The sequence below is a fragment of the Halovulum marinum genome, from assembly GCF_009697225.1.
Taxonomy (GTDB): Bacteria; Pseudomonadota; Alphaproteobacteria; order Rhodobacterales; family Rhodobacteraceae; genus Halovulum; species Halovulum marinum.
Window position 1 is genome coordinate 18,199 of record NZ_WIND01000023.1, and the last position, 17,482, is coordinate 35,680.

The following is a 17,482-nucleotide window of genomic DNA, read 5'->3' on the forward strand; positions in this document are numbered from 1 at the left end:
AACCTGCTTGAAAGGACGCATTCCTGTTCCCGAGGGGCGTCCGCCCGTGTCCAGCACACCCACCGATGCCGGCGACAGCGCCGACCGGCCAGACAGCAGGGTCGCCGACCGCGCCGCCGGGGCGCTGTCGCTGACGGTGCTGCTGCTGATGATCCTGCGCGACTGGGGCGGGCCGGGCTGGGCCGGCGACGCCGCCGCCGCGCTGGCCGCGGCACTGCTGCTGCTGCTGGCGCCGCAGGTCCGCTGGAGCCGGCGGCTGTTCGTGGTCATCGGCCTGGCGCTGGTGGCGGCGGCGATGGCCACCCGCGCCAGCTGGCTGGCCGACGTCGACCGCGCGCTGCAGAGCGCCGCGTTCATCGCCGCCTTCTTCAGCGCGCTGACCTCGCTGCGGCATGTCGCCGACACCTCGCCGGCGATCCACCGCGCCGGGCGGTTCCTGGCGCAGCAGCCGCCGGGGCGGCGCTATCTGGCGCTGACCGCGGGCGGGCAGGTGTTCGGGCTGCTGCTGAACTACGGCGCGATCGCGCTGCTGGGCAGCATGTCGGTGACCAGCGCCGGCCGCGAGCCCGACCCGCAGATCCGCGCGATCCGCGTCCGGCGGATGCTGATGGCGATCCAGCGCGGCTTCACCTCGACCCTGGCCTGGTCGCCGCTGGGCTTCGCGATGGCGGTCTCGACGACGCTGGTGCCCGGCGCCAGCTGGGCGGCGGCGCTGCCCGCCTGCCTGGTGACGGCGGCGCTGCTGGCGGCGGTGGGCTGGGCGCTGGACACGGTGTTCAAGCCGCGCCTGCCGGGGCCGCGCCCGGCGCCGCCGCGGCCCGAGGGCGGCTGGCGCACGCAGCTGCCGCTGCTGTGGCTGCTGCTGCTGCTGGTGATCGCCGTCGGCGGGCTGCACCTGGCCGCCGGGGTGCGCGCGGTGGGCGTGGTGATCGTGGTGGTGCCGCTGATCGCGCTGGGCTGGACGATGCTGCAGGCCGCGCCCGGCGCGCGGCTGCGCGCCACCGGCCGGCGCGGCCGCGACTACCTGCTGCGCGACCTGCCGGGCTATCGCGGCGAGCTGGTGCTGCTGATGACGGCCGGCTTCATCGGCGCGCTGGGCGCGGCGCTGCTGGTGCCGGTGGTGCGGACCTCGGGGCTGGACCTGTCGGCGGTGCCGGGCTGGGCGGTGTTGCTGGCGCTGGTCTGGCTGATCCCGCTGACCGGGCAATTGGGGATGAACCCGATCCTGACCGCCTCGCTGCTGATCCCGGTGCTGCCGTCGGCGGCGCAGATGGGCGTGACCCCGACCGAGGTGATCGTCGCCGTCACCGGCGGCTGGGCGCTGAGCGGCGCCAGCTCGCCCTACACCGCCTCGACGCTGATGATCGGCACCCTGGCGCGGGTGGAGGCGCGCCGCGTCGGCATGGTCTGGAACGGCGGCTACGTGCTGGCCGGCGGGCTGGCTGTGTCGGCCTGGGTGCTGCTGCTGGCGCTGGTGCCGGGCTAGACGCGGCGGCCCGGCCCCCCGGCCAGGCGTCGTGCGGGTGCAGCGCATCAGCCGCCGGTCGGCGTCAGCGCCCGGGCGCGCAGCCGCCGGTAGTACGGCAGCGCGTCCTCCAGCACCGGGCGCAGGTGCTTCGGCACCGCCGGCAGCGGCCCCTCGGGGCCGGCGAAGCCGGTGGACCGGTGCACCGCGCCGTACCAGTGCGCGGCCCAGACGCCGTCGCCGGGGTGTCCGCCCGCCGGCCAGCGCAGCATCGCCGGATCGAACGCCAGCCCGATCGCGGCGCACAGCGCGCGCAGCATCGGCTCGGGGGCGGCGCGGATGTCGGCGCTGTCGATCACCACCGGGTCGCGCCCCGCCGCGGCCGCGGTGCGCGCAAACAGCGCCGCCTGCCCGGCCGCGCCGATGTCGGCGGGCACCGGGTTCTGCCGCTTGGCGTGGTAGCTGGCAATCACCCGCGCCGGGTGGCGAATCAGGAACACGTTGACCGCGGACCGGGTCCACGACAGGTCGAACCCGGGCAGCATGTGCTGCGCCATGTGCTTCTGGTAGAACACCGCCCGGCCGTCCGGCGCCGGGCCGGCGCAGCGCGCGGCGACCGCCGCCGGGTCGGCCTCGTGCGCGGCAAGGACGCGGTCGGCCATCGGGTGGTCCAGCCCGGTGCGCGCCAGGTAGGCGGCGTAGAACGGCTCGTCCCAGACGGCGCAGTCGGGGCGCGCGCCGAACGCGTACATCAGCGCCGTCGACAGGTTGCGCGGACCCGACCACATCGCGACGTTCATGCCCGCCCTCCGCTGGGTTCCGGCGCGACGGTACACCCTGCCGCCGCCGCCGCAAGCATGCCGCGGCGCGGCACCCGGATTTCCGCAACGTCAGGTTTCGGAGCCGCAGTTGCAAGCCCGGCGGAATGGGTGTCTTATTCGGCACGCGCCGCGCAGAAGACGCGGTCCAACTAGACTAGGGAGATAATCAATGGATTTTGCACGAAGATTGACGGCCGGGCTGCTGTTCGCGGCGCTCGCCGCCGGGTCGGCGTCGGCGCAGACGCTGGTGTATTGCTCGGAGGGCTCGCCCGAGGGGTTCGACCCGGCGCTGTACACCTCCGGCACCACCTTCGACGCGTCCGAGCACACCATCTACGACAAGCTGACGCTGTTCGAGACCGGCACCACCAACGTGATCCCGGGCCTGGCCGAAAGCTGGGAAGTGTCCGAGGACGGGCTGGAGTACACCTTCAAGCTGCGCCAGGGCGTGAAGTTCCATTCGAACGACATGTTCACCCCCAGCCGCGACTTCAACGCCGACGACGTGATCTTCAGCTTCGAGCGCCAGTGGAAGGACGACAACTCCTACCACGAGGTCTCCGGCGGCACCTGGGAATACTTCGACGGCATGTCGATGCCCGACCTGCTTTCCTCGATCGAGAAGGTGGACGACTACACCGTCAAGTTCGTGCTGAACCGCCCCGAGGCGCCGTTCGTCGCCAACCTGGCGATGGGCTTCGCCTCGATCATGTCCAAGGAATACGCCGACGCGATGATCGAGGCCGGCACCCCCGAGATGCTGAACCAGCAGCCGATCGGCACCGGCCCGTTCAGCTTCGTCGCCTACCAGAAGGACGCCGTCATCCGCTACGCGCGCAATGACGAGTACTGGCGCGACCCCGCCGACATCGAGAACCTGGTGTTCGCGATCACGCCCGACGCCTCGGTCCGCTACCAGAAGCTGACCGCCGGCGAGTGCCACATCATGCCCTATCCGAACCCCGCCGACATCGAGGCGATGAAGGCCGACGAGAACATCGTCGTGGCCGAGCAGGAAGGGCTGAACGTCGGCTATCTGGCCTACAACACCACGCAGGAACCGTTCGACGATCCCAAGGTGCGCAAGGCGCTGAACATGGCGATCGACAAGCAGGCGATCATCGATGTCGTGTTCCAGGGCTCGGGGCAGATCGCCAAGAACCCGATCCCGCCGACCATGTGGGGCTATGCCGAGGGCATCGAGGACGATCCCTACGATCCCGAGGCCGCCAAGGCGATGCTGGAAGAGGCCGGCGTCACCGACCTGTCGATGAAGGTCTGGGCGATGCCCGTGCAGCGCCCCTACAATCCCAACGCCCGCCGCATGGCCGAGCTGATCCAGGAGGACTTCAGCCAGGTCGGCGTGGACGTCGAAATCGTGTCCTACGAGTGGGGCGAGTACCTGAGCCGCTCGCGCGAGTTGGACCGCGACGGCGCGATCCTGCTGGGCTGGACCGGCGACAACGGCGATCCGGACAACTTCCTGGCGGTGCTGCTGGGCTGCGACGGGGTCGAGAACTCGAACCGCGCGCAGTGGTGCTACGAGCCGTTCGACGAGCTGATCCAGAAGGCCAAGACCGTCTCGGACCAGGAAGAGCGCGCGAAGCTCTACCAGCAGGCGCAGGAGATCTTCAAGGAGCAGGCGCCCTGGGCCACCATCGCGCACTCGGTGGTCTACATGCCGATGCGTCCCGAGGTGCAGGGCTACAAGGTCCACCCGCTGGGCGGGCACATCTTCTACGGCGTCTCGATCGAGCAGTGATCGTGACGTGACACGCGCGCGGGCCGGGGGTGCGTGCCCCCGGCCCGTTTCCGTTCCGACGCACGGGCCCCTGGCCCGTTCCCGTGTCGCCATGCGACTTTCGCGCAGCCCGAGGACCGGATGGACCGCTACAGCGAATACCGCGCCGTCGCGCGCGCCCTGAACACCGACGCCGTGGCCCTGGTGCCCGGCCCGAACTTCGAGCGGCTGTTCGGCCACGGCTTCCACAGCCACGAGCGCCCGCTGGTGATCGTGATCCCGCCCGAGGGCCCGCCCGCGGCGCTGGTCCCGAACCTGGAGCTGCGCTCGTTCGACCTGCTGGGGTTCGAGGGCGAGGTGTTCGACTGGCGCGACCAGGACGGCTATGACCACGCCTTCGCCGCGCTGGCCGCGCACCTGCCGCTGCAATCGCTGGCGGTCGAGGGCCAGGTGATGCGGGTGTTCGTGCACCACGCGCTGGTCGCGGCCTGTCCCGGCCTGCGCATCGTCGATGCCGAGCGCGAGATCTCGGGCGTGCGGCTGCGCAAGCGCCCGGACGAGATCGCGGCGCTGGAGCGGGCGATCAGGATCTCCGAAACCGCACTGGCCGAGGTGCTGGCGCAGGTCCGCGCCGGCCAGACCGAGAAGCAGGTCGAAAGCCTGCTGACCCAGGCGCTGTTCCGCCACGGCGCCGAGGCGCACGCGTTCGGCCCGATCGTCGCCGCCGGCGACAACTCGGCCCGGCCGCACGCCCATGCCCGCGCCGACTACGCCATTCAACCCGGCGACGCGTTGCTGTTCGACTTCGGCGCGCGCCTGGACGGGTTCTGCGCCGACATCACCCGCACGGTGTTCGTCGGACATGCCGACGACGAGGCGCAGGCGGTCTACGACACCGTGCTGCGCGCGAACCTGCGCGGACTCGCAGTCACCCGGCCGGGGGCGACGGCCCATGATGTGGACGATGCGGTGACGGGCGTGCTAGAGGCCTCGCGCTATTGCGACCGGATTCGCACCAAGACCGGCCACGGGCTGGGCCGCGACGTACACGAGGCACCGTACATCATGCGCGGAAACCGCCAGGTTCTGGAGCCGGGAATGGTCTTCACCGTCGAGCCGGGGCTCTACCGCATCGGCGGCTTCGGCGTGCGGATCGAGGATGACGTGGTCGTCACCGAGGACGGCTGCCGGTCGCTGACCGGGTTCGACAAGACGCTGACCCTGGTGGGCACCTGATGCTGAAATTCCTGCTGAGCCGGCTGCTGACCTTCGTTCCGACCTTCTTCGGGGTCACGCTGATCTCGTTCGCGTTCATCCGCGTGCTGCCCGGCGATCCGATCCTGGTGATGGCGGGCGAGCGCGGCATGACCGAGGAACGCTACCAGGCGCTGCAGGAGCAGTTCGGCTTCGACCGGCCGCTGATCGAGCAGTACATCGAATATCTCGGCGGCGTGCTGCAGGGCAATCTGGGCGAAAGCTTCGTCACCAAGCGCCCGGTGTGGGACGAGTTCTTCTCGCTGTTTCCGGCGACGCTGGAGCTGTCGATCTGCGCGATGGTGTTCGCGCTGGTGCTGGGGCTGCCGGCGGGGGTGATCGCGGCGGTGAACCGCGGCAAGCTGTTCGACCGGGCGCTGATGTCGACCGCGCTGGTCGGCTATTCGATGCCGATCTTCTGGTGGGCGTTGCTGCTGATCATCGTGTTCTCGGGCAACCTGGGCTGGACCCCGGTTTCGGGGCGGATCTCGCTGCAGTACTTCTTCGACGACGTCACCGGCTTCATGCTGATCGACTCGGCGCTGTCGGGGCAGAAGGGGGCGTTCGGCTCGGCGGTGCAGCACCTGATCCTGCCGGCGATCGTGCTGGGCACGATCCCGCTGGCGGTGATCGCGCGGCAGACCCGCTCGGCGATGCTGGAAGTGCTGGGCGAGGACTACATCCGCACCGCCCGCGCCAAGGGCCTGCCGCCGCAGCGGGTCGTCGGCCTGCACGCGCTGCGCAACGCGATGATCCCGGTGGTCACCGTGATCGGCCTGTCGGTCGGCACGCTGCTGGCCGGCGCGATCCTGACCGAGACGATCTTCTCGTGGCCCGGGATCGGCAAGTGGATGGTCGATTCGATCTTCCGCCGCGACTATCCGGTGGTGCAGGGCGGGCTGCTGCTGATCGCGGTGATGGTGATGATCGTGAACCTGACCGTCGACGTGCTCTACGGCTTCATCAATCCCAAGATCAGGAAGGCGTGATGGCGACCGCAACCGACCCCGACGCGCTGTCGACCGAGGCCGAACGGCCCGGCCGCCTGCGCGAGTTCTGGTACTACTTCCGCGAGAACCGCGGCGCCGTGTTCGGCCTGTGGATCTTCCTGGCGTTCCTGTTCGTCGCGATCTTCGCGCCGCTGATCGCGCCGCACGACCCGACGGCGCAGTACCGCCAGGCGTTCCTGCAGCCCCCGGTCTGGCAGGAGGGCGGCAGCTGGCAGTTCCCGCTGGGCACCGACATGGTGGGGCGCGACATGCTGTCCCGCCTGCTGCACGGCGCGCGGTTCTCGTTCTTCGTCGGCATCGTGGTGGTGGTGATCGCGGCGGGCGGCGGCATCACCGTCGGCCTGCTGGCCGGGTTCTCGCCGCGCTGGCTGGACTCGATCATCATGCGGCTGATGGACGTGATCCTGGCGTTCCCGTCGCTGCTGCTGGCGCTGGTGCTGGTGGCGATCCTGGGCCCGTCGCTGCTGAACGCGATGATCGCCATCGCCATCGTGCTGCAGCCGCACTACGTGCGCCTGACCCGCGCGAGCGTGATGTCGGAGCTGCCGAAGGACTACGTCACCTCGGCCCGCGTCGCCGGCGCCTCGCTGCCGCGGCTGATGTTCGTCACCGTGCTGCCGAACTGCCTGGCGCCGATCATCGTGCAGGCGGCGCTGAGCTTCTCGACCGCGATCCTGGACGCCGCGGCGCTGGGCTTTCTGGGCATGGGCGCGCAGCCGCCGACCCCGGAATGGGGCACGATGCTGTCCGAGGCGCGCGAGTTCATCCTGCGCGCCTGGTGGGTGGTCACCTTCCCCGGCCTCGCCATCCTGGTGACGGTGCTGGCGATCAACCTGATGGGCGACGGCCTGCGCGACGCGCTCGATCCGAAACTGAAGCGGAGCTGAGACATGGCGCTGCTGGAGATCCGCAACCTTAGCGTCGATTTCGAGACCACCTCGGGCCGGTTCCGCGCGGTCGACGGGTTCGACCTGACCATGGAGCCCGGCGGGATCACCGCCGTGGTCGGCGAAAGCGGCTCGGGCAAGTCGGTGTCGTTCCTGGCGCTGATGGGGCTGCTGCCGTGGACCGCCACCGTCACCGCCGACCGGCTGATGTTCGACGGCACCGACCTGCGCCAGGCCAGCCGCGCCCAGCGCCGCCGGATCATCGGCAAGGACATGTCGATGATCTTCCAGGAGCCGATGTCGTCGCTGAACCCCTGCTTCACCGTCGGCTTCCAGATCAAGGAGGCGCTGCGCCAGCATCTCGGGCTGGACCGCAAGGCGCGGCAGGCGCGCGCGGTCGAGCTGTTCGAGCAGGTCGGCATCCCCGCCCCCGAGCAGCGGCTGAAGGCGTTCCCGCACCAGCTGTCGGGCGGCATGAACCAGCGGGTGATGATCGCCATGGCGATCGCCTGCAAGCCCAAGCTGCTGATCGCCGACGAGCCGACCACGGCGCTGGACGTGACCATCCAGGCGCAGATCCTGGAACTGCTGACCTCGCTGCAGGGCGAGACCGGCATGGCGCTGGTGCTGATCACCCACGACATGGGCGTGGTCGCCGAGACCGCCGAGCAGGTCAGCGTGCAGTACGCCGGCCAGAAGGTCGAGCAGCAGGAGGTGCGCGCGCTGTTCGCGACCCCGCACCACCCCTATACCGCGGCGCTGCTGCAGGCGCTGCCCGAGCGGGCGACCTCGAAGCACCTGCCGACGATCCCGGGCGTGGTGCCGGGCCAGTTCGACCGGCCCGCCGGCTGCCTGTTCAGCCCGCGCTGCGCCTACGCCGACGACAGGTGCCGGGCGGTGCCGCCGCCGGTGCTGGGCCCCGATCTGGGCCTGGCCCGCTGCCACTACCCGCTGAACACGCAAGCCGAGGAGCAGGCATGACCCGGCCCGTCGTGATCGCGGACCGCCTGACGCGGCACTACGAGCTGGGCGGCGGGCTGTTCGGCGACAAGCCGGTGGTGCGCGCCCTGTCCGAGGCCAGTTTCCGGCTGGAGCCGGGCAAGACCCTGGCCGTGGTCGGCGAGTCGGGCTGCGGCAAGTCCACGCTGGCACGGGTGGTGACGATGATCGAGCCGCCCAGCGCCGGCACGCTGGTGCTGGACGGGGTCGAGGCCGGGCCCGACACCATGGCCGAGCTGCGCCAGACCGTGCAGATCGTGTTCCAGGACCCTTACGGTTCGCTGAACCCGCGCCAGCGCATCGGCCAGATCCTGGAAGAGCCGCTGAAGATCAACCGCCCGGCGATGTCCGCCGCCGACCGGCAGGAGGCGGCGCGCAGGATGCTGTCCCAGGTCGGCCTGCGCCCCGAGCATTACGACCGCTACCCGCACATGTTCTCGGGCGGGCAGCGCCAGCGCATCGCCGTCGGCCGCGCGCTGATGCTGGAGCCGAAGGTGCTGGTGCTGGACGAGCCGGTGTCGGCGCTGGACCTGTCGATCCAGAGCCAGATCCTGAACCTGCTGGTCGACCTGCAGGAGCGGCTGGGGCTGGCGTATCTGTTCATCAGCCACGATCTGTCGGTGGTGAAGCACATCGCCGACGATATCATCGTGATGTATCTCGGCCGGCCGGTGGAGGTGGGCACCAAGGAGGCGGTGTTCGCCCATCCGCGGCACCCCTACACCAAGGCGCTGCTGTCGGCGACGCCGATGGCCGATCCGTTCGCCCAGAAGGAGCGGATCCGGCTGACCGGCGAGCTGCCCTCGCCGCTGAAGATCCCGCAGGGCTGCCCGTTCTCGCCGCGCTGCTGGAAGGCGCAGGACAAGTGCCGCGCCGAACGCCCCGAACTGGACGACAGCGCCCACCCGGCGGCCTGCTTCTTCCCCGAATGACGCTCGGCCCGCCGGACGCGGCCCGCCGGCGCCTGGCCGGCCGCCGGTGGCGCGGCCGCCTGAGCCGATGCTGCGGACCCGGCGCCGCTCAGGCGCCGGGTCCGCGGGTCACAGGCACGCCTCCAGCAGCGCGCGGGTGTTGTCATGGTCCATGCCGACCGGGTTGCCGCCGACCGACGGGTCGGCCAGCGCCGCGCGGGTCAGCGTCTCGAGGTCGGGGTCCCTGACGCCAAGTCCGGTCAGCGTCTTCGGGATCCCAAGCCGGGCGTTCAGATCGTCGACGAAGGCGCAGAACCCGTCGAAACCGCCCTCGATCCCCAGATAGGCCGCCGCCGGGCCGAAGCGCTCCGCGATGGCGGGGCGGTTGAACCGCAGCACCGCCGGCATGAACACCGCGTTGGTGGTGCCGTGGTGGGTGTGGTGCCATGCCCCGACCGGGTGGCTGAGCGCGTGGATCGCGCCGAGGCCCTTCTGGAACGCCGTCGCGCCCATCGCCGCCGCGCTCATCATCTGCGCCCGCGCCTCGATGTCGGTGCCATCCGCATAGGCGCGCGGCAGGTAGTCCTTGACCAGCCGCATGCCCTCCAGCGCGATGCCCTGGCTCATCGGGTGGTAATGCGGCGAGGAATAGGCCTCGACGCAGTGCGCGAACGCGTCCAGCCCGGTGCCGGCGGTGATCGCCCGGGGCATGCCCACGGTCAGTTCCGGATCGCAGATCACCACCGAGGGCAGCATCCGGGGGTGGAAGATGATCTTCTTCTCGTGGCTGTCGGAATTCGTGATCACGCCCGCGCGGCCCACTTCCGAGCCGGTTCCGGCGGTGGTCGGCACGGCGACGATCGGCAGGATCGCATCGGCGTCGGCGCGGGTCCACCAGTCGGCGATGTCCTCGAAATCCCAGACCGGGCGCGACTGGCCGGCCATGAACGCCAGCACCTTGCCCAGGTCCAGCCCCGAGCCGCCGCCGAAGGCGATCACGCCGTCGAAGCCGCCCTCGCGCAGCACCGCCAGCCCCTCGGCCAGGTTGGTCTCGTTCGGGTTCGGATCGACGTCCGAGAACATCGCCCGGCCCAGCCCCGCGCCTTCGAGCAGGTCGAGCGTGCGGGTCGTGATCTCCATCCCCGCAAGGCCGCGGTCGGTGACCAGCAGCGGCTTGCGGATGCCGGCGGCGATGCACGCCTCGGCGATCTCGGCGATGCGGCCGGCGCCGAAGCGGATCGCGGTCGGGTACGACCAGTTGCCTGTCAGCGTCACGAGTTCAGCCCTTCTTCAGGTGGTAGGATCTGGGACGGGTCAGGGCGTGGAAACCCAGCACCGACAGCCCGGCGCCGCGGCCGGTGTCCTTGCAGCCGGTCCAGCACAGCGCCGGGTCCAGGTAGTCGCAGCGGTTCATGAACACGGTGCCGGTCTGCAGCCGGTCGCCGATCGCCTCGGCGGCGGCGGCGTCGCGGGTGTAGACCGCTGCGGTCAGGCCGAAGCGGCTGTCGTTCATCAGTTCGATCGCCTGTTCGTCATCCCTGACGGGCATGATGCCGACGACGGGGCCGAAGCTTTCGTCGCGCATCACCCGCATGTCGTGGCTGACGTTGGTCAGGACCTGCGGGGTCAGATAGGCGCCGCCGTCGTCCTTCGGGTCGGTGTCGATCCGCGCGGTGGCGCCATCGGCCACGGCCTCGGCGATCTGGGCGCGTACCTCGCGCGCGAAGCGGACGTTGGCCATCGGGCCCATCGTCGTCTCGGGGTCCAGCGGGTTGCCCAGCTTTTGAGCGCGCGCCCACGCCACGGCCTTTTCCACGAAGGCGTCGAAAAGCGTCTCGTGGACATAGATCCGCTCGATCCCGCAGCAGCACTGGCCGGCGTTGAACATCGCGCCGTCCATCAGCCCGTCGACCGCCGCGTCCAGATCGGCATCGGCGCGGACATAGCCGGGGTCCTTGCCGCCAAGTTCCGTGGACACGGGCGTGAAGGTGCCCGCCGCCGCCCGCTCCATCGCCTGGCCGCCGCCGACCGAGCCGGTGAAGTTCACGAAGTCGAACGCCTTCGCGCCGATCAGCGCGCTGGTGGTGTCGTGGGTCAGGAACAGGTTCTGGAACACGTCCTGGGGCACGCCCGCCGCGTGGAACGCCTCGGCCAGCCGCTCGCCGACCTGCAGCGTCTGCGTCGCGTGCTTCAGCACCACCGCATTGCCGGCGATCAGCGCCGGGGCGACGGTGTTGATCGCGGTCATGTAGGGGTAGTTCCAAGGCGCGACGACAAAGACCACGCCGTGCGGCAGGCGCTTGATCTGGCGCGTGAAGGCGTCGCTGTCCTCGATCACGATCGGGGCGAGCGCCTGCTCGGCGATGTCGGCCATGTAGCTGGCACGCTCGTCGAAGCCGCCGAACTCGCCGCCGTAGCGGACCGGGCGGCCCATCTGGTGCGCCAGTTCCACCGCCATCCGGTCGGTATTCTTTCCGACCTCGGCGACGGCGGCGCGGACCAGCGCCACGCGCTCGGCCAGCGGCCGGGCGGCCCAGGCGGGCTGCGCCGCGCGGGCCTTTGCCGCGGCAGCTTGCGCACCCTCCAGCGGCAGCGCCGGGCGTTCCAGGTACACCGATCCATCGATCGGCGAGATGCACTTCAACGTCTCTGTCATGTCGCGTCATCCGCATGGCTGCTGACCTCGACGAGATTTCCGTCGGGATCGTTGAAATAGACCGAGGTGATCGCCCCCCGCGCGCCGGCCTTGCGCACCGGCCCCTCGAGGATCGCCACCCCCTGCTCGGTCACCCGCGCCACCACCTGGTCCGGGGGCAGCGACGTCAGCAGGCAGACGTCGCCCGAGCCGATGCAGGCGTGGTTGCGTGTCTCCTGGCCGATGGTCTGCAGGTTGATCTTCTGGCCGCCCGCCAGCAGCGCGCGGCGGCCGCCGGCGAAGCTGACCGCCTGCATGTCCAGCACGCGGGTGTAGAACGCCACCGCGCGCTCGAGATCGCGCACGGTCAGCACGATATGATCGATGCCGGTGATCATCAGGCGCGCTCGAAGCCGCGCGCGATCTCCCAGTCGGTGACCACGCGGTCGAATTCCTCCTGCTCCCACTCGCCGCAGCGGGTGTAGTGGTCGATCACGTCGTCGCCCATCGCCGCGCGCAGCATCTTCGATGTACGCAGGGTCCGGGTGGCGTCGCGCAGGGTGGTGGGCACTTCGTCGGCATCGGCGTCGCCGTAGACGTCGCCGGTGCTGGGCGGGGCCAGGTCCATCCGCTGCTCGATCCCGGCGATGCCGGCGGCCAGCAATGCGGCCTGCGCAAGGTAGGGGTTCAGGTCCGAGCCGCCGATCCGGCACTCGATCCGCACCCCCCTGGTGCCCTCGCCGCACAGCCGGAAACCGGCGGTGCGGTTGTCCACCGACCAGACCGTCTTGGTGGGCGCGAAAGTGCCGGGCACGAAACGCTTGTAGCTGTTGACATAGGGCGCCAGGAAGAAGGTGATCTCGCGCGCATGGGCGATCTGCCCGGCGACGAACTGCCGCATCAGCGCCGACATGCCGTGCGCGGCGCCCTTGTCGAAGAACGCGGCCTCATCGCCCTGCCACAGCGACAGGTGCACGTGCGACGAGCTGCCGACCTTCCTGTGGTGCCATTTCGGCAGGAAGCTGGCGGCGTGGCCCCTGGCCCAGGCGATCTCCTTGATCGCGTGCTTGGCGATGGTGTGGTGGTCGGCGCAGGCCAGCGCCCCGGCATAGCGGATGTTCAGCTCCTCCTGTCCGGTCTCGGCCTCGCCCTTGGTGCTCTCGACCGGGATGCCGGCGGCGACCAGGTGGTTGCGCACCGGGCGCATCACCGACTCTTCCTTGGTGGTCTGGAGGATGTGGTAATCCTCGTTGTAGCCGCTGATCGGCTGCAGGTTGCGGTAGCCGTCCTTGCGCAGCTGGTCGTAGCTTTGTTCGAACAGGAAGAACTCCAGCTCGGTCGCCATCTTCGCGGTGTAGCCCAGCGACTCCAGCCGCGCGACCTGGCGCTTGAGCACCTGGCGCGGCGCATGCGGCACCGGCTCGTGGGTGTGGTGGTCCAGCACGTCGCACAGCACCATCGCCGTACCCTCGAGCCACGGCACCCGGCGCAGCGTGTCCAGGTCGGGCCGCATCACGTAGTCGCCATAGCCCTTGCGCCAGCTGGTCGCGGCATAGCCGTCGGGGGTGGACATCTCCAGGTCGGTCGCCAGCAGGTAGTTGCAGCAGTGCGTCTCGGCGTGGGAATGCTCGAGGAAGTTCGCGGCATGGAACCGCTTGCCCATCAGCCGGCCCTGCATGTCCACCAGGCAGACCAGCACGGTATCGATCTCGCCGCCGTCATGGGCGGCGCGCAGGGCGTCCAGGGTCAGGGTGCCGGTCATCGGGGGCTCCGTTTTCTCGGGTCAGGCTCGGGTCGGGCTCGGGTCGGTGTCGGGTCGGGCGGGACGGGCCCCGGCACGCGCCGGGGCCCGGTTCTCGGGCGGCTCAGCTGTTGGTGTACGGCGGGCCGGCCTGGTTGATCACGTCATTGTACTCGCGGAAGATCTCGACGATCCTGGCGTGCGTCTCGCCTTCCTGCGCGATCTCGTCCCAGAACACCTTGGCGGCATCCTCGACCTGCGCCCATTCGTCGGCGGGGACGGTCCGCAGTTCCAGCTTGTCGCCCCGCGCGCGCAGCCGCGCCTCGCCGCCCCAGTACCACTGGTTGCGGTAGGTGTGGCCCGCCTCGATCCCGGCCATGACCAGCTGCTTGAGATGCTCGGGCAGGTCCGCCCAGCGCTGCTGGTTGACGAAGAACGAGCCGATCCACGCGCCCGAGATGTTGTTGGTCAGGAAATAGTCGGTCACGTCCGCCCAGCCGACGGTGTAGTCCTCGGTGATGCCGGACCAGGCCATGCCGTCCAGCTCGCCGGTCTGCACCGCGACCTCGGCGTCCTCGTAGGGGATGTTCACCGGCACCACGCCGAACTGCGCCAGGAACCGCCCGGCGGTCGGGAAGGTGTACAGCTTCAGCCCCTCGAGGTCGGCGACCGAGGTGATCTCCTTCTTGGTGTTGAAGTTGCACGGGTCCTGCCCGGCGGCCGACAGCCACTGCACGCCGACCTTGGCGTATTCCTCGCGCCAGATGTCGGCCAGCCCGTACTGGCTGAACAGCGCCGGCACGTCGAGGATGTGCTTGGTGGCGAACGGGAAATAGCCGCCGAACACGCGCAGCGGCGTGGGCGAGGCCATCGAGTCGTCGTCCGAATGCACCGCGTCGATGGTGCCGCGCTGCAGCGCCTGGAATAGCTCGCCCGTCGGGACGATCTGGTCGGCGTAGAACAGCTCGATCTCCATCTCGCCGTTGGCGCCGGCGTTGATGTAGTCGATGATCGGTTTCGTCACCTGCTCGCCCAGCGCGGCGCCGGCATAGGTCTGGAAGCGCCAGCGCACCGGCTCCTGCGCGCGGACGACGGCGGGCGCGGCCAGCGCGGCGGCACCGCCGACTCCGGCCGTGGTCAGAAACTTGCGTCTTGAAGTCATCTTTCTCTCCTGTTGTTGCGGCTCGATTGTCTGGCGCGCTCCGTTGGCGGAGTTCTCGGGGTTATTTTCCATAGACCTGCTCCGGCAGCCACAGCGCGACCTGCGGGAACGTCATCACCGTGGCCAGCGCCACCGCCATCACCATCACGAACGGGATGATCGAGCGGTAGATGTCGCGGATGGTGATCTCGGGCGGGGCCATCGCCCGCATCAGGAACAGGTTGTAGCCGAACGGCGGCGTCATGTAGGCGATCTGGCAGGTGATGGTGTAGAGCACACCGTACCACACCAGGTCGAACCCCAGTTCCCCGACCAGCGGCACATAGAGCGGCGCGACGATCACCAGCATCGCGGTGTCGTCGAGAAACGTGCCCATGACGATGAAGCTGAGCTGCATCAGGATCAGGATCATCCACGGCCCCAGCCCCAGCCGCTCGGTGAACAGATCGTCGATTGCCTTGACCGCGCCCAGCCCGTCGAACACCGCGCCGAAGGCCAGCGCGGCGAGGATGATCCACATGAACATGCAGCTGATCGCCAGCGTCTGCCGCACCGAGGTCTCGAACACCGCGCGGGTCATGCGCCGCTTCAGCACCGCGGCGACGAACGCCGCGATCGCGCCGATCGCCGAGCTTTCCACCAGCGAGGTCCAGCCGTTGACGAAAGGCACCATCATCACCGCGAAGATGACCAGCGGCAGCAGCCCGGCGCGCAGCAGGCGCAGCTTCTCGGCCATCGGGATGTCGCGCTCCTCGGGCGCCAGCACCGGGCCCAGCGACGGGGTGATGCCGCAGCGGATGGCGATGTAGATGATGAACATCGCCGCCATCATCAGCCCCGGCAGCACGCCGGCCAGCCACAGCTGGCCCACCGGCTGGCGCGCGATCATCGCGTACAGCACCAGCACCACCGACGGCGGCACCAGGATTCCCAGCGACGATCCGGCCTGGATCACCCCGGTCACCATGCGCTTGTCGTAGCCGCGTTTCAGCAGTTCCGGCAGCGCGATGGTGGCGCCGATCGCCATGCCGGCGACGCTCAGCCCGTTCATCGCCGAGATCAGCACCATCAGCCCGATGGTGCCGATCGCCAGGCCGCCCGACAGCCCGCCCATCCAGACGTGGAACATCCGGTAGAGGTCGTCGGCGATCTTCGATTCGGACAGCACGTAGCCCATGAAGATGAACATCGGCAGCGTCAGCAGCGGATACCATTTCATCAGCTTGATCGCCGCCGAGAAGCCCAGGTCGTACCCGCCCCGGTCGCCCCACAGCAGCAGCGCCGCGACCACCGCGACGAAGCCGATGGCGCCGAACACGCGCTGGCCGGTGAACAGCATCACCATCATCGTCGAGAACATCAGGATCGCGATCATCTCGTACGGCATCAGATGTCGTGCCCCCTTATGCGAAGGATGTCCTTCAGCAGCTCCGACACCGCCTGCAGCAGCATCAGGACGATACCCACCACCATCACCAGCTTGATCGGCCACAGGTACGGCCGCCAGGCACTGGCGCTGCGCTCCATGTGGCCCAGCTTTTCTGCCGCCGCGGCCGGCCCCTCGGTGAAGAAGGTGGCGATCAGGTCGGCGAAGAAGCGGAACGGCTCGCCCGAGAAATCGCCCAGCGAATAGGCGGTCGAGCTGACCCCGCCCCACAGCAGGATCGCGAGGTAGAAGATCAGGAACAGCACGGTGAAGGCGTCGACCCAGGCCCTGCGCCGGTCGGTCCAGCTGCCGTAGAACAGGTCCATGCGCACGTTCGAGCCCAGCTGGATCGAATAGGGCCCGCCCAGCACATAATAGGCGACCATGGCGAACTGCGCCATCTCCAGCGTCCACAGCGTCGGGGTGAAGAAGGTCTTCGAGATCGACGACCACAGCAGCACGCCCATCATCGCGAAGATGCCGAACATCATGATCCGCCCGACGCGGCGGTTGAAGCCGTCCACCCAGCGGACGTAGCCGAAGGCGGCGCGGCCCCAGCGGCCGGTCTGGCGCGCGGCCTCGCTCACCGCGGCCCCGCCGCGCCGGCGGCCGCGGGCACGCAGGCGGCGATCATGGCGGCCAGCCCGTCGGCGATCCGGCCGATGGCGGCGGCGTCGCCCAGCAGGTCGTTGCGCACCTCGATCATCACCGAAGGCAGGCCGCGCGCGGTGGCATGCTCGCGCAGCGTGTGGGTGACGCCGTCGGCGGCGGAATAGGGCGCGTTCAGCCGGGTCCGCAGCTGCAGGTGAGCGGGCGCCGCGCGCAGCATCGTCTGCGCCAGCGCCGGGTCGTCGTCGTGCAGCAGCCCCAGTTCGACCGCGCGCGGCACGCCGTCGTAGACCGGGGTGAAGCTGTGCACCGTGACCAGCGTGCACGGCCCCTTCGCGTCGAGCGTGCGCGCCAGCAGGTCGCGGAACGGCCGGTACACCGCCCGCACCCGCGCGGCGCGCTGCGCCGGCGTCAGCGCGCGGTTGCCGGGCACGGCGAACGCCTCGCTTTGCGCCGGCATCGCCGCCGGCGCCTCGGGCGGGCGGTTGCAGTCGTAGACCAGGCGCGAGACCCGGCTCAGCACCAGCGGCGCGTCCAGCCGCGCGCTCAGCGCCCGCGCCAGCGCCCGCGCGCCGATGTCCCAGGCGGCGTGCGACGCCCGCGCCGCCGGCGCCAGCCCCAGCCCGTCCAGCGCCGCCGGGATATGGTTCGAGGCATGCTCGCACACCAGCACCACCGGGGCGCCGCCGCCGGGGGTCTCGACCACCGCCGCGGGGCCCTCGCCCGGGCCGATCAGGGATGAAGCATCGCCTTGCATTCCGCAACTTAAGTACGGCGGCGCGAGCGCTGTCAACGATTTCTGTAGACGTTTCTTCAGGCGC

16 protein-coding genes are annotated in these 17,482 nt (G+C 69.9%); 7 read left to right on the top strand and 9 right to left on the bottom strand.

The features are described 5' to 3' along the window. Nucleotides 1-46 precede the first annotated feature (46 nt). A complete protein-coding gene (locus tag GE300_RS19050) occupies nucleotides 47-1,486 on the top strand; it encodes a hypothetical protein (protein WP_154449059.1) in 1,440 nt (479 codons plus the stop codon). Between the two features lie 47 nt (nucleotides 1,487-1,533). Here the strand turns inward: GE300_RS19050 and GE300_RS19055 are convergent, their stop codons facing one another. Then, complete coding sequence (locus tag GE300_RS19055) at nucleotides 1,534-2,265, bottom strand: sulfotransferase-like domain-containing protein (RefSeq protein ID WP_154449061.1); 732 nt, start codon at nucleotides 2,263-2,265, stop codon at nucleotides 1,534-1,536. A 190-nt stretch (nucleotides 2,266-2,455) separates the two neighbouring features. Between GE300_RS19055 and GE300_RS19060 the strand changes: the two genes are divergently transcribed. The 6 genes from GE300_RS19060 to GE300_RS19085 all read left to right on the top strand — a co-directional run bounded on the left by GE300_RS19060 (nucleotide 2,456) and on the right by GE300_RS19085 (nucleotide 9,109). Beyond that, nucleotides 2,456-4,048: an ABC transporter substrate-binding protein gene (locus GE300_RS19060; RefSeq protein WP_154449063.1), complete on the top strand. Its 1,593-nt coding sequence runs from the start codon at nucleotides 2,456-2,458 to the stop codon at nucleotides 4,046-4,048. Between the two features lie 120 nt (nucleotides 4,049-4,168). Beyond that, complete coding sequence (locus tag GE300_RS19065; protein ID WP_154449065.1) at nucleotides 4,169-5,263, top strand: M24 family metallopeptidase; 1,095 nt, start codon at nucleotides 4,169-4,171, stop codon at nucleotides 5,261-5,263. Then, nucleotides 5,263-6,270: an ABC transporter permease subunit gene (locus GE300_RS19070; protein ID WP_154449067.1), complete on the top strand. Its 1,008-nt coding sequence runs from the start codon at nucleotides 5,263-5,265 to the stop codon at nucleotides 6,268-6,270. Before GE300_RS19065 ends, GE300_RS19070 begins: the two co-directional genes overlap by 1 nt. Beyond that, nucleotides 6,270-7,178 (top strand): ABC transporter permease subunit, encoded by a 909-nt coding sequence (locus tag GE300_RS19075; RefSeq protein ID WP_154449069.1) that lies wholly within the window; start codon nucleotides 6,270-6,272, stop codon nucleotides 7,176-7,178. Before GE300_RS19070 ends, GE300_RS19075 begins: the two co-directional genes overlap by 1 nt. 3 nt (nucleotides 7,179-7,181) lie before the next feature. Then, entirely contained in the window at nucleotides 7,182-8,159 is a 978-nt protein-coding gene (locus tag GE300_RS19080; protein ID WP_154449071.1) for an ABC transporter ATP-binding protein, read from the top strand. Then, nucleotides 8,156-9,109: an ABC transporter ATP-binding protein gene (locus GE300_RS19085; RefSeq protein ID WP_154449073.1), complete on the top strand. Its 954-nt coding sequence runs from the start codon at nucleotides 8,156-8,158 to the stop codon at nucleotides 9,107-9,109. The genes GE300_RS19080 and GE300_RS19085 overlap by 4 nt, the downstream gene beginning before the upstream one ends. A gap of 108 nt (nucleotides 9,110-9,217) precedes the next feature. Here the strand turns inward: GE300_RS19085 and GE300_RS19090 are convergent, their stop codons facing one another. From GE300_RS19090 to GE300_RS19125, 8 genes are all read right to left on the bottom strand, one after another. Beyond that, a complete protein-coding gene (locus tag GE300_RS19090) occupies nucleotides 9,218-10,363 on the bottom strand; it encodes an iron-containing alcohol dehydrogenase (protein WP_325063324.1) in 1,146 nt (381 codons plus the stop codon). A 4-nt stretch (nucleotides 10,364-10,367) separates the two neighbouring features. Further along, on the bottom strand, nucleotides 10,368-11,744 hold the full coding sequence (locus tag GE300_RS19095; protein WP_154449075.1) for an aldehyde dehydrogenase family protein: 1,377 nt from the start codon (nucleotides 11,742-11,744) through the stop codon (nucleotides 10,368-10,370). Further along, on the bottom strand, nucleotides 11,741-12,121 hold the full coding sequence (locus GE300_RS19100; RefSeq protein WP_154449077.1) for a VOC family protein: 381 nt from the start codon (nucleotides 12,119-12,121) through the stop codon (nucleotides 11,741-11,743). Before GE300_RS19100 ends, GE300_RS19095 begins: the two co-directional genes overlap by 4 nt. Then, nucleotides 12,121-13,485 carry a glutamine synthetase family protein gene (locus GE300_RS19105; RefSeq protein WP_154449079.1) on the bottom strand — a complete coding sequence of 455 codons (1,365 nt, stop codon included), beginning with the start codon at nucleotides 13,483-13,485 and terminating at the stop codon, nucleotides 12,121-12,123. Before GE300_RS19105 ends, GE300_RS19100 begins: the two co-directional genes overlap by 1 nt. A 103-nt stretch (nucleotides 13,486-13,588) precedes the next feature. Beyond that, nucleotides 13,589-14,626 carry a TRAP transporter substrate-binding protein gene (locus GE300_RS19110; RefSeq protein WP_154449081.1) on the bottom strand — a complete coding sequence of 346 codons (1,038 nt, stop codon included), beginning with the start codon at nucleotides 14,624-14,626 and terminating at the stop codon, nucleotides 13,589-13,591. Nucleotides 14,627-14,687: 61 nt separating this feature from the next. Then, nucleotides 14,688-16,013 carry a TRAP transporter large permease gene (locus tag GE300_RS19115; RefSeq protein WP_154449083.1) on the bottom strand — a complete coding sequence of 442 codons (1,326 nt, stop codon included), beginning with the start codon at nucleotides 16,011-16,013 and terminating at the stop codon, nucleotides 14,688-14,690. Continuing rightward, complete coding sequence (locus GE300_RS19120) at nucleotides 16,013-16,543, bottom strand: TRAP transporter small permease subunit (RefSeq protein WP_154449116.1); 531 nt, start codon at nucleotides 16,541-16,543, stop codon at nucleotides 16,013-16,015. The genes GE300_RS19115 and GE300_RS19120 overlap by 1 nt, the downstream gene beginning before the upstream one ends. Nucleotides 16,544-16,635: 92 nt before the next feature. Then, entirely contained in the window at nucleotides 16,636-17,418 is a 783-nt protein-coding gene (locus GE300_RS19125; RefSeq protein WP_154449085.1) for an N-formylglutamate amidohydrolase, read from the bottom strand. Nucleotides 17,419-17,482 lie beyond the last annotated feature (64 nt).

What these genes read in the sequence shown, in the direction of transcription:
- GE300_RS19055 (WP_154449061.1), bottom strand. Translation starts at nt 2,265, where the DNA reads ATGAACGTCGCGATGTGGTCGGGTCCGCGCAACCTGTCGACGGCGCTG.
- GE300_RS19060 (WP_154449063.1), top strand. Translation starts at nt 2,456, where the DNA reads ATGGATTTTGCACGAAGATTGACGGCCGGGCTGCTGTTCGCGGCGCTC.
- GE300_RS19065 (WP_154449065.1), top strand. Translation starts at nt 4,169, where the DNA reads ATGGACCGCTACAGCGAATACCGCGCCGTCGCGCGCGCCCTGAACACC.
- GE300_RS19070 (WP_154449067.1), top strand. Translation starts at nt 5,263, where the DNA reads ATGCTGAAATTCCTGCTGAGCCGGCTGCTGACCTTCGTTCCGACCTTC.
- GE300_RS19075 (WP_154449069.1), top strand. Translation starts at nt 6,270, where the DNA reads ATGGCGACCGCAACCGACCCCGACGCGCTGTCGACCGAGGCCGAACGG.
- GE300_RS19080 (WP_154449071.1), top strand. Translation starts at nt 7,182, where the DNA reads ATGGCGCTGCTGGAGATCCGCAACCTTAGCGTCGATTTCGAGACCACC.
- GE300_RS19085 (WP_154449073.1), top strand. Translation starts at nt 8,156, where the DNA reads ATGACCCGGCCCGTCGTGATCGCGGACCGCCTGACGCGGCACTACGAG.
- GE300_RS19095 (WP_154449075.1), bottom strand. Translation starts at nt 11,744, where the DNA reads ATGACAGAGACGTTGAAGTGCATCTCGCCGATCGATGGATCGGTGTAC.
- GE300_RS19100 (WP_154449077.1), bottom strand. Translation starts at nt 12,121, where the DNA reads ATGATCACCGGCATCGATCATATCGTGCTGACCGTGCGCGATCTCGAG.
- GE300_RS19105 (WP_154449079.1), bottom strand. Translation starts at nt 13,485, where the DNA reads ATGACCGGCACCCTGACCCTGGACGCCCTGCGCGCCGCCCATGACGGC.
- GE300_RS19110 (WP_154449081.1), bottom strand. Translation starts at nt 14,626, where the DNA reads ATGACTTCAAGACGCAAGTTTCTGACCACGGCCGGAGTCGGCGGTGCC.
- GE300_RS19115 (WP_154449083.1), bottom strand. Translation starts at nt 16,013, where the DNA reads ATGCCGTACGAGATGATCGCGATCCTGATGTTCTCGACGATGATGGTG.
- GE300_RS19120 (WP_154449116.1), bottom strand. Translation starts at nt 16,543, where the DNA reads ATGATGTTCGGCATCTTCGCGATGATGGGCGTGCTGCTGTGGTCGTCG.
- GE300_RS19125 (WP_154449085.1), bottom strand. Translation starts at nt 17,418, where the DNA reads ATGCAAGGCGATGCTTCATCCCTGATCGGCCCGGGCGAGGGCCCCGCG.